General features: G+C 38.8%; 10 protein-coding genes and 1 other RNA gene. 7 read left to right on the top strand and 4 right to left on the bottom strand.

Annotated features, from left to right (window positions below):
• The first annotated feature begins 55 nt into the window (after positions 1 to 55).
• Positions 56 to 1,234 carry a hypothetical protein gene (locus tag KPC_RS13300; protein WP_121974847.1) on the top strand — a complete coding sequence of 393 codons (1,179 nt, stop codon included), beginning with the start codon at positions 56 to 58 and terminating at the stop codon, positions 1,232 to 1,234.
• A gap of 35 nt (positions 1,235 to 1,269) precedes the next feature.
• Positions 1,270 to 1,998, top strand: coding sequence for a nucleotide-binding protein (locus KPC_RS13295; protein WP_121974846.1), 729 nt, complete (start codon positions 1,270 to 1,272; stop codon positions 1,996 to 1,998).
• Between the two features lie 125 nt (positions 1,999 to 2,123).
• On the opposite strand, the gene ssrS is transcribed toward KPC_RS13295, so the two are convergent.
• The 3 genes from ssrS to KPC_RS13280 all read right to left on the bottom strand — a co-directional run bounded on the left by ssrS (position 2,124) and on the right by KPC_RS13280 (position 3,248).
• A non-coding RNA gene (ssrS, locus tag KPC_RS13290) (6S RNA) lies at positions 2,124 to 2,308 on the bottom strand.
• A gap of 101 nt (positions 2,309 to 2,409) precedes the next feature.
• A complete protein-coding gene (locus tag KPC_RS13285) occupies positions 2,410 to 2,694 on the bottom strand; it encodes a cell division protein ZapA (RefSeq protein ID WP_121974845.1) in 285 nt (94 codons plus the stop codon).
• A 2-nt stretch (positions 2,695 to 2,696) separates the two neighbouring features.
• Entirely contained in the window at positions 2,697 to 3,248 is a 552-nt protein-coding gene (locus KPC_RS13280; protein WP_121974844.1) for a hypothetical protein, read from the bottom strand.
• 65 nt (positions 3,249 to 3,313) lie between these two features.
• Between KPC_RS13280 and KPC_RS13275 the strand changes: the two genes are divergently transcribed.
• The 5 genes from KPC_RS13275 to KPC_RS13255 all read left to right on the top strand — a co-directional run bounded on the left by KPC_RS13275 (position 3,314) and on the right by KPC_RS13255 (position 8,401).
• Positions 3,314 to 3,946, top strand: a complete 633-nt coding sequence (locus KPC_RS13275; protein ID WP_121974843.1) for a UPF0149 family protein — start codon at positions 3,314 to 3,316, stop codon at positions 3,944 to 3,946.
• 217 nt (positions 3,947 to 4,163) lie between these two features.
• Positions 4,164 to 5,501 carry a Xaa-Pro aminopeptidase gene (gene pepP / locus KPC_RS13270; protein ID WP_121974842.1) on the top strand — a complete coding sequence of 446 codons (1,338 nt, stop codon included), beginning with the start codon at positions 4,164 to 4,166 and terminating at the stop codon, positions 5,499 to 5,501.
• 27 nt (positions 5,502 to 5,528) lie between these two features.
• On the top strand, positions 5,529 to 6,755 hold the full coding sequence (gene ubiH, locus KPC_RS13265; RefSeq protein ID WP_121974841.1) for a 2-octaprenyl-6-methoxyphenyl hydroxylase: 1,227 nt from the start codon (positions 5,529 to 5,531) through the stop codon (positions 6,753 to 6,755).
• The gene (locus KPC_RS13260) at positions 6,752 to 7,984 is read left to right on the top strand and encodes an FAD-dependent monooxygenase (protein WP_121974840.1); all 1,233 of its coding nucleotides are present in this window, start codon (positions 6,752 to 6,754) and stop codon (positions 7,982 to 7,984) included. The genes ubiH and KPC_RS13260 overlap by 4 nt, the downstream gene beginning before the upstream one ends.
• Before the next feature lie 168 nt (positions 7,985 to 8,152).
• Positions 8,153 to 8,401 carry a hypothetical protein gene (locus KPC_RS13255; RefSeq protein WP_121974839.1) on the top strand — a complete coding sequence of 83 codons (249 nt, stop codon included), beginning with the start codon at positions 8,153 to 8,155 and terminating at the stop codon, positions 8,399 to 8,401.
• Positions 8,402 to 8,768: 367 nt separating this feature from the next.
• Here KPC_RS13255 and KPC_RS13250 read toward each other — a convergent pair whose 3' ends face one another.
• Positions 8,769 to 10,607 (bottom strand): phosphoenolpyruvate carboxykinase (GTP), encoded by a 1,839-nt coding sequence (locus tag KPC_RS13250; RefSeq protein WP_121974838.1) that lies wholly within the window; start codon positions 10,605 to 10,607, stop codon positions 8,769 to 8,771.
• Between the last annotated feature and the right edge of the window lie 178 nt (positions 10,608 to 10,785).

Genomic DNA, 10,785 nt, shown 5'->3' with positions numbered 1-10,785 from the left:
GTGTGATTTATTATACTTTTAATTAAGTAGATTATTTTTGCATTATAGAATCAAAATGAATATAGAACTTAAAATAGCCTTTTATTTTTCAGTATTTATTATCTTAATGATGCCTATTTGTATTTTTATTCAAATTATTATTAAGAAGTATTTATATGTTGGTAAAAATTTAGCTTTTTTAAAAAAGAATAGGGAGACGCCAGTGGACAAAAAATTATTAATTGATACGAATCCTATTCAAGATGCAGAGCATGTTCAATTTAATAAACCTCCTGTATCTGTGGATCAAGAGACTTCTAAAGAAAATCAGACGCCAGAAATACGTTATCCCAGACGGAGTTTGGCATCAGTATCATCAGATCAAGTGACTCGTTCGATAAAGTTAAAACGTCCGGTATTGAAAATGGATGTGAAAGCCCATCCAATGAGTACAACATCTGATCAACAAGACATTGTTCAGAAGGCTGATTTGGCGGTGAATGTTGCAGCAGCAGATACAAAAGAACCTGTATTAGAAAATCTGTCACAGGAAACCGAATCGGCAGTAACAACCAAGTCTTATATAAGTGAAAGCTTAGAGCAAAAAGAGCAAGGGTTATTGGCCCAGCCTGAATATGTTAAAAACATAAATGAAGATAATCAATCATCTATTATAGCTTTATTGGAAGAGCAGCAACCTGTTATTGAGCCTACTTTGATTAACAATGTTGAGAAAGAAGCTGAAGCTGACATTGTTGAACCATTGGTGATGCAGGATTCATTATTACTCAATTCAGTTGAACAGATAGGTACTGACTCAGATGATGAAATCAATCCGTTAGATAAATCCAGCTCAATACGAGCTTCAGTAACTACTCAAGAAGTTGCTGTAGAAAATAATCTATTAATTGAACAGACTGGGAATAATGATGATGCATCTATCGTCTCTATGACTCATGAGATAACTGAGCAGAATACTGGAACGGAAGATACTGGAAATATAAAAGATGCTGATGAATTATTATCAGGAACAGAGTTAGCAGACATGTTTGAAGTGTTCAATATATCTTCGCAGCAAAATGAACATCAACTTTCACATGAATACGATGAAGGTACTGATATTAAAAAAGAAGATTCTATTACAGCAGAATGTGTAAAAAATAATGAGATGAAAGATGTTTCAAGTCGTGAAGATGATGTGGAACATCAACAAATTTTAGATACATATCAAAAAATTGCAGCAATGTATAAATAAGACATTTTATTTGAATTTATATTTGAGGAAAGTTAATGAGTTTGGCAAAAAATTCTATACATATAGTGACTCAAGCCAAGGGTGGGGTTGGTAAATCTTTTATTTCCAGATTATTGATACAGTACCTTCGTGAAAGTATGTCAGTATTTTGTTTTGATGCTGATCCTTTAAATGATGGTTTGGTCTCTTTCAAGGGATTAAATGCACATAAGCTTGAAACGAAATTGCTCAATGGCAACCTTGATTCAAGGTCATATTATGATCCTATGTTTGAGACAATATTGTTAAAAGATAGTTGCTTTTTAATTGATAGTGGTTCAAGTACACATATCAATTTTATTAACTATATTAAAGGCAGTGATATTTTAAATCTATTTAAAGAAGAAAATAGGAAAATTTATTTTCATGTACCTTTAGCAGGAAATCAGGATTTTAATGATTGCTACAGGGAGTTGATCAAGCTTGCCCAACTTTTCTCTGGTAATAGTTTTGTGGTCTGGGAAAATGAATTCCATGGTGATCTTGAACAGGATTATAAGGTAGATCAGAGTTATAAATCACTCAGTAATATCATAGGTCATGTAGAGCTTAAAAATCTGCAGTCGTCACCTTTACTATATGATATCGAGATGATGAATAAAGAAAAGCTATTGTTTAATGAGATTGAGGAAAATTCAGATTTCTTTGGTGCAATTATTCGACGTCGTTTAATGCTATATAAAGAGTCTATTTATAAGCAGCTAAATGATATTTTTAGTGATTGATACTTGATCAGACAGTCTTTAGTAAAATAGTATTAGAGACTGTTTTTACTTTAGAAATAAAAAAATAGAGACTTAGATAAAATATCAGTAAATATTATAATAATAAATTTTACATAGTTAACTTAAATAACTCCGAAGATGCCGCTGCATGTCGTTACCCTTGAACCCTAAAGTTCAAGGTGGACGCGACGCATACTTGCTGGGTTTCCTGCTCAGGGCAGGCATACGCTCTAAATATGCAGAACGCGATCCGAAGATGTAGATATCGGCTCAGGGGAATCAGACCGGCTGGCGAACATCCCAGAGTTATATTTAGTATAGCGAAAATTGTTTCTTTGGCAAATCTATATCTGCTGAATTGCATTGTTTTTGCGCATATATACAAGGTAGATGCACAAAGAAAAAGCGATTTTAAACCGCTTTTTCAACATCTTCCAGAATGCTACTCAGTAAACGTTCACAGTGTGAATATTCTTGTAAGGATTTGTTCATGGCAAGAACTTCTTGCATGAGCTCAAGAGCGACCATGATGACAAGTTTATTGTGTTCAACATTGGGAGCCTTGCGTCGAAATTCCTGAAATTTTTCGTTTAGAAGTTGACCAGCACGTTCTAAATCCGCCTTTTCCTCAACGGTAGTAGAGAGACGGAAAGTTTGTTCGATTAGGCGTAATTCAACTGTTACGTGTTCAGACATGATTATGCCTCCTCATTTGCATCAGTTGGATGGGCAAGCTGAGCGATTTCCTGAGCATGCTGGTCTTGTTCTGTTCCTAAAATGGATAAACGCTGAATAATGGCCTCAACCTTATTTTTGGCGTGATCATTTTTCTGGATCAGACGTTCACGCTCATTTTTCAGATCCTGTATCTCTTGACTGGCATGGCGTTGTTCATTCAGCATTTTTTCTTTCACGATGCGTAACTCATTACGCTCAGCCAGAATTTCCTGGAAACGATTTTTTAAATCAGTACAACTTTTCTCCAAACGACCATAACGATCCGCAAGAGCAGTCGCATCAGAATTGAGGTTTTTCAGTTGATCCTGAAGTTGTTGCACTTGATCATTCAGGCGTTCAATTTCATCTTGCTTTTGTGTAATGATACTGTTTTTTTGAGTAATTTGAGTGTGATGCTGTTCATCACTACTGTCTTTCTGCTTTAACAGTGAGTCATTTTCTTTTACAAGATGATCAAGTCGGGTTTTTAAAACGCCAAAATGCGCTTGTAAACGCTGTAATTGTTCTAACATAACGTGGTCGCACAGATTTGCAATCAAAGGTAATATATACAGAAGTATAGAGATTGGATAAGCGAATGCAAGATGATATTTCAGGTTGGAGTGATTGGAGCCAAAATTTTGATGGGATTGAAGAAATTTCAAGCCCAAGTGAGTTACATGGCTTATTAACAGGTATTGTTTGTGTTACTGAAGCACCAACACGTGATGAATGGTTACAAATTTTATCTACACTAAATGTCCCTAAGTTAGATGATGAAGCTCTGGCTTTATTGACGGACGAAGCTGAAGATGTTGCTCATGCATTGTCTGATGATGAGCTTGATTATCTTCCAATGCTGCCAGATGATGAACATTTCCTTATGGAGCGTGTTCAGTCATTAGCTGATTGGTGTGCAGGTGTTGTGCTTGGTTTTGGTTTGGCTTCAGGACATATTCGTACTGATGAACAAGAACTGATAGAACATTTACAGGATGTTGCAGCAGTAGAATTTGATGAGTCAGATAATGATGAAGAAGGAGAGATGAGCTATCAGGAGCTTTACGAGTTTGTTCGATTGATTCCTGTAAGTTTATCTATTGGCCGGAAAAAAGTACCAGTTGCAGAAAGTTCATTATTACAACACTTTCATGCGAAGACTCATCAACAGCCAGAAGTAGTAAACACTGAAAATGTGGTGGAAATGTTCACACCACATCGTCCAAGCTAGTTATAGTTAGGATTAAAACAGAAATATCTTTGCCTGCTGATCACTTATCTATTTTTATAAGGGAGAGTGATTAGCTGGATTTAAAGGACCAATGCGCTTAGCTGTTGCATGAATTATAAGTATGGTTATATGTCCTGATCCACTTATAAATTATTGCCTCTCTAAATGTATTGGTCATTTAAATGAATAATCATTTTAAATTGAAGCTGAATAGAGAATGAAACTAACCCAAGCCGATTTTCAAGAACGCCGTGATGAACTTGCAGACCTTATGGGACCTAATAGTATTGCAATTATTGCAACTAGCCCAGAGGTGATGAGGAATAATGATGCAGACTATAAATTTCGTGCTGACAGTAGTTTTTATTATCTAACTGGTTTTGCAGAACCTGAAGCAGTTGCTGTCATTGAAACGGGTGATGAAGACGGAAATTATACGTATAGTCTGTTTTGCCGTGAACGAAACCGTGAAATGGAAATCTGGAATGGTTATCGCGCCGGGGTAGATGGCGCATTAGAACAATATGATGCAGATGAAGCTTATGCGATAGATTTATTAGATGAAGAAATTATTGGCAAATTACTGAATAAACAAAAACTATTTTATCGTGTTGGGCAGCGTAATGAGTTTGATACCCGTGTTATGACCTGGATGAAGCAAGCAGAAGCTTATCAACGTAAAGGTAGCTCCTCACCAGCACATATTATTCAACTTGATCGTTTGCTGGATGAAATGCGTTTACATAAAACGCAGCAAGAAATCGAGATGATGCAAATAGCATCGGATATTAGTGCGAAAGCTCATACACGTGCAATGCAAGCTGTACGTCCAGGTATGATGGAGTATGCTTTAGAAGCAGAGTTAAACTATATTTTTGGACAAAATGGCTGTGTACCATCCTATAACAGTATAGTTGGTGGTGGGGAAAATGCTTGTATTTTACATTATGTGGAAAATAATCAGGAACTCAGAGACGGCGATCTGGTATTGATTGACGCAGCATGTGAGTATGATTGCTATGCGTCAGATATTACCCGTACATTTCCTGTAAATGGGAAGTTTAGTCCGGAACAGAAAGCGCTTTACAATATTGTTTTAGATGCACAACTGGCGGCGATTGATGTGATTCAAATTGGTAATTCCTATAAAGAACCACATGAAGTTGCTGTACGTATCATGGTTCAGGGTTTGCTTGACTTGGGTATTATGAAAGGCAGACTTGATGAAATTATTGAAAACGAAAGCTATCGCCAGTTTTATATGCATGGAACTGGTCACTGGCTTGGTTTAGATGTTCATGATGTGGGGCGTTATAAGATTGATGGTGAATGGCGTCCTTATGTAGAAGGTATGGTGGTGACAGTTGAACCAGGATTATATATTGCACCTGATGATGAAACTGTTGATCCTAAATGGCGAGGAATTGGTATTCGTATTGAGGATGATGTTGTGGTAACTACAAATGGACCACGTGTTCTAACATCAAATGTTGTAAAAACAGTTGAAGATATTGAAAAACTTATGGCAAATGCCAAGACCCTGAATACGCATTAAAAATTTATAAAATCATTGGGGAATACAATGCAAAGCGAAACACAGTCAGAACATAATGTAATTATCGTTGGTGGTGGTATGGTTGGGCTTAGCATGGCGCTAATGCTTGCCAGGCACAACATCCATGTCCAGCTTTTGGAAGCCATTAAATATCCGGAATTTGATGGAAATGAAGTGGTACCTTATCACTCAAGCTTTGATGCTCGTAATACTGCATTATCGCGTCGTAGTGTACAAATTTATCAGCAATTGGGGTTGTGGAATGCGCTTCAGGAGCATGCGACACCAATTTTACAGGTTCATATTACTGAGCAAGGTAGTTTCGGTAAGGCTCGATTGATTGCTGATGAGGAGAGGGTCGAAAGTTTTGGTCAAGTCATAGAGAATGCATGGCTTGGAAGGGTGCTTTTGACAGAAGTCCGTAAACAACCTTTGATTGAGCTTATTGATGGTGTGGAAGTTACTTCCCTAACTCAAGATGCTGAATTGGCATGTGTTGAAGCCAAACGTGATGATGAGGTGTTAACATTATCAGCAAAGCTTTTGATTGCAGCAGATGGCCGTGACTCATTCTGCCGTCAAGCATTAGGTGTTGGAGTCGATGTACATGACTATGATCAGGTTGCAATTGTTACGGCGGTTCAGACGTCTAAACCGCATCAGCAGGTGGGATTTGAGCGTTTTAGTGAGTTAGGTCCTTTAGCACTTTTACCATTGCCAGGTGAGTATCGTCGTTCAGTAGTATGGCCTGTGAAGAAAGGCACTGAAAGTGAGTGGCTTGGTGAAAAAAATGATCAGCATTTTCTAGATGCATTGCAAAAAACTTATGGCGATAGAGCTGGGAAGTTTGAAAAAACAGGTCAGCGTTTCTGTTTTCCACTTTCACAAGTCCTTGCACATAAACAGGCAGTTGGTCGAGTGGTCATCATGGGGAATGCAGCACATACGATTCATCCAGTAGCGGGGCAAGGTTTTAATTTGTGTTTACGCGATGCATTTGTATTGCTTCGCTTTATCACAGAACAATTAGAAAATTCTAATGATATAGGTGAACCTGAAATGCTCAAAGCCTATGAGCAAGCACGTTTACAAGATCAGCAACGTGTAATCAGGTTCTGTGACTCTGTCGTACGTGGATTTAGTAATAACAATCCGATATTAAAACTTCTTCGTAATACTGGTCTGGTTGCTTTTGATGTGATTCCAGGTATTAAACCTTTGGTTGCTAATTATGCAATGGGGTTAAAAGCATGAATGAAATTTTGGATGTCGTTATCGTTGGTGGCGGATTAGTTGGTGGGTTAACTGCTTTACTTCTTGCTCAGGGGGGGGGGCAGGCAACTGTTTTAGATGCAGCACCTGTTTTGAATGCGACTTCTGTACTTGCAGCTCCAAATCCACGTGTTTTGGCACTCAGTCAGGCAACAATACATTTACTAAAAACAGCAAATGTCTGGGACAAAATTGCTCGTCAAATGCCGTATACAGGTATGCATGTCTGGAATAAAAACGGTTATGGTGAAATAAACTTTGGTCATGCATCGCAAAATGAGCCGAGTTTATCTCAAAGTTTAGGCTCGATGGTTGAACCAAGTTTAATCAATCTTGCAATACAGCAAGAAATGCTTGAAAAAATAGATGATTATCGTACCGAAGTAAAAGTTGTACGAGTTGAGAAAGCTGTTGGATATTGGTGCATTCAATTGGCAGATGGAACAGCCTTAAAAACAAGACTTGTGATCGGTGCTGATGGGGCAAATTCATTTGTACGTGATCAGGCGATGATAGGGCTGGATATTCTTGATTATAAACAATCGGGTGTAACCTGTGCGATTCGAACATCAAAACCTCATCAATATGTTGCAAGGCAGATATTTTTGCCAACAGGCCCACTAGCATATCTGCCCATGGCGAGTCTGAATCCAGAACAAAACGGGTATTGGCAATCAATTGTGTGGACACTGCCATCTGATTATGCTGATGAGTATTCTGATCTGGATGACGAAGCTTTTAGACGACTTTTAACACTAGAAAGCCAGCAAATGCTGGGTGAGGTGCTGGAGGTTCAATCTCGTGCCAAATTTCCTTTAAAAGCACGTTCTGCACAGCATTATGTGAAAGATGGACTGGCATTGGTTGGTGATGCTGCGCATGTGATTCATCCTTTGGCTGGGCAAGGGGTGAATATTGGAACTCTGGATGCTGCAGTATTGTGTGATGTTCTATTGCATGATCGAAAGCGCGGTGTTTGGGCGCATGAACAGACATTGAAACGTTATGAGCACATGCGTCGTGGAGAAAATCTGGCGATGATGCATAGTATGTCTGCAATTGGCTGGATCGAGACTCAAGAAGTGTTTCCAGTTATATGGGCACGTAATCTGGGTATGAATCAGGTCGATAAGTTTAGAGTCTTTAAAGATACATTCATGCAACAGGCGAATGGTTTGCAGTCGTTAAAAGCAACGCGTTATGCAGTTTAAGTGTTATTTTTGAGCATCCATTTAAAAATGATTACGAATTTGGTTAAAAAAAATACTGTTTTTTTTAATTTAGCTCTTTGCGAAATGCAAAGAGCTTGGTACATTTCTCGGTAAATCTCGTACAACAAAATCGCTAGATTGTTGTAAGTCATTAATGGGGAGTAAAGAATGACGGATATGAATGATTACGATGAAAATGAAGACACCACAGTAGATGATGATGAGGCAAAAGCTGCTGAAAAAGGTGGTTCGGATTCGGAAGACAGTATTTCTGACTCGGATTTGGCTGAAGCGGAAACTTTGACTGTAACTGCGAAACAGAAACAACGTCAGACATTGGAAGATGAGGTTGCAGCATTTTTAGCTCGTGGTGGAAAAATTACAGAAGTTCCTCCGGATGAATCGGCGAAAGAGTAATTATCTAATATTGAGTTGGAACTCATTTCTCATTCTTTGAAAGTATGTAAATCAATAAAGGTCGCTAAAATGCGACCTTTATATATTGGTTAATCTCTTTATGGCTTGAAAATTAAATTGTAGGCATATTTTCGTCACTTTATAGAGATTGAGATAAAAATACGTGTTACCCAAGCGCTGAGTTTATGGTGCTGATAATACTAAATTATGAAGCTTGCTCTAGGTTTATTGAAGGTAAAAAAGGCGTTGTATAAACGATTAGAGATTCTACTTATTTTTTACTTGTTTTATTTAATAGATAATAGATGCTACAGCACAAAGAAGGCCGTGTTTAACGGCCTTCTTTGTTTTAAATGAAATGGTGCTATTAAGCGACTTTTTCTGCTTTAACTGCTTCAAGAAGTTCTGCTTGGCGGTTTTTAAGTGCTTGAGGTAAACGCTCACCTAGCTTGTTAAATAGCTCTGTGTGACTTTCGATCTCTTTCACCCATTGCTCTTTGTCTTGTGAAGTTACAAGATCAAATTGCTCTTTAGTGAAATCAGAACCTGTCCAATTAAGGTCATCATATGTAGGAACTAAACCAATCGGTGTTTCTACAGCATTTGCGCGACCTTCACAACGATCAATGATCCACTCAAGAACACGCATGTTCTGACCGAAACCAGGCCATACAAAGTTGCCTTCTGTATCACGACGGAACCAGTTTACATTGTAAATTTTAGGAAGTTTATTGCCAGCAAGTGCTGCTTTGGCCCCAACTTCTTCACCAAGTTCTAACCAGTGGCTGAAGTAGTCTGCCATGTTGTAACCCGTAAATGGAAGCATCGCGAATGGGTCACGACGGACAACACCTTGTTGTCCTACAGCTGCTGCTGTAGTTTCAGAACCCATAGTTGCAGCTTTATATACACCATCAACCCAGTCAAATGCTTCCGAGATTAACGGAACAGTGTCTGCACGGCGACCACCGAAGATGAATGCAGAAATCGGAACACCAGCTGGATTTTCCCAGTCAGCGTCGATAGAAGGGCATTGTGCTGCAGAAACAGTGAAACGGGCATTCGGATGAGCTGCTTTTTCGCCTGCAACGTGTGGTTGACCTTTCCAGTTAGTCAGGTTGGCTGGAGCTTCTTTGGTAAGTCCTTCCCACCATACTTCACCGTTGTCAGTAACAGCAACGTTAGTATAGATAACATCTTTATGAAGTGTAGCCATACAGTTCGGGTTAGTCTTGGTATTGGTACCAGGCGCCACACCGAAGAAACCAGCTTCAGGATTGATTGCATATAAGCGACCATCTTCACCTGGTTTGATCCAGGCAATGTCATCACCTACAGTTTCAATTTTCCAACCTTCATAACCTGCAGGTGGAATCAACATCGCAAAGTTGGTTTTACCACAAGCAGAAGGGAATGCAGCTGCAATATAGTGTTTTTCACCTTGTGGATTCGTCACACCAAGAATAAGCATGTGTTCAGCTAACCAACCTTGTTGGCGACCCATAGATGACGCAATACGTAAAGCTAGACACTTTTTACCAAGTAACGCATTACCACCATAACCAGAACCATAAGACCAGATTTCGCGAGTCTCTGGATAGTGCACGATATATTTTTCAGGGTTGCAAGGCCAGGCTACATCTTTTTGACCTTCTTCAAGTGGGGCACCTACAGTATGAACACAAGGTACAAACTCGCCATCAGTACCAAGTACATCATAAACAGCTTTACCCATGCGTGCCATTTTTGACATGCTAACAACAACATAAGGAGAGTCTGTTAATTCGATACCGATTTGTGCAATGTGACTACCTAATGGTCCCATAGAGAATGGAACTACATATAAAGTACGTCCTTTCATTGAACCATCAAATAAACCATTTAAACGGGCACGCATCTCTGCTGGAGCTTCCCAGTTGTTTGTCGCGCCTGCATCTTCTTGTTTTTCAGAACAGATGAAAGTACGACCTTCAACACGAGCAACGTCAGATGGGTCAGAATTTGCTAAATAAGAACCTGGATGTTTTTCTTGGTTTAGGGCTTGCATAGTGCCGTTAGCGATCATTAAATCAACAAGACGTTGATATTCTTCAGCGCTACCGTCACACCATTCAATTTTTGCAGGCTTGGTTAATTTAGCAATTTCTTCAACCCATGCAATTAGCTTGGGATGACGAACGAATTCTGGTGCGTTCACTTGGGTCATGGGGCGGCCTATCTCAAATGTGTGCAGGTTGCTGCACAAAGTAAAATCTCAACAACGTGGTACATTACTAAGATTAAAAGTATGAAAAAAAGTTGCCGTATTAAAGCACATATTCATAAAAAAAATAAGACTAAAGGCGTAAAACATGTATGAAATAAAAAAATACTTAATGTATTGT

This window comes from Acinetobacter stercoris (assembly GCF_900323515.1).
GTDB classification, from domain to species: domain Bacteria; phylum Pseudomonadota; class Gammaproteobacteria; order Pseudomonadales; family Moraxellaceae; genus Acinetobacter; species Acinetobacter stercoris.
The sequence above is the reverse complement of the archived record's forward strand: the minus strand, read 5'-3'. Positions and strand labels throughout refer to the sequence as shown.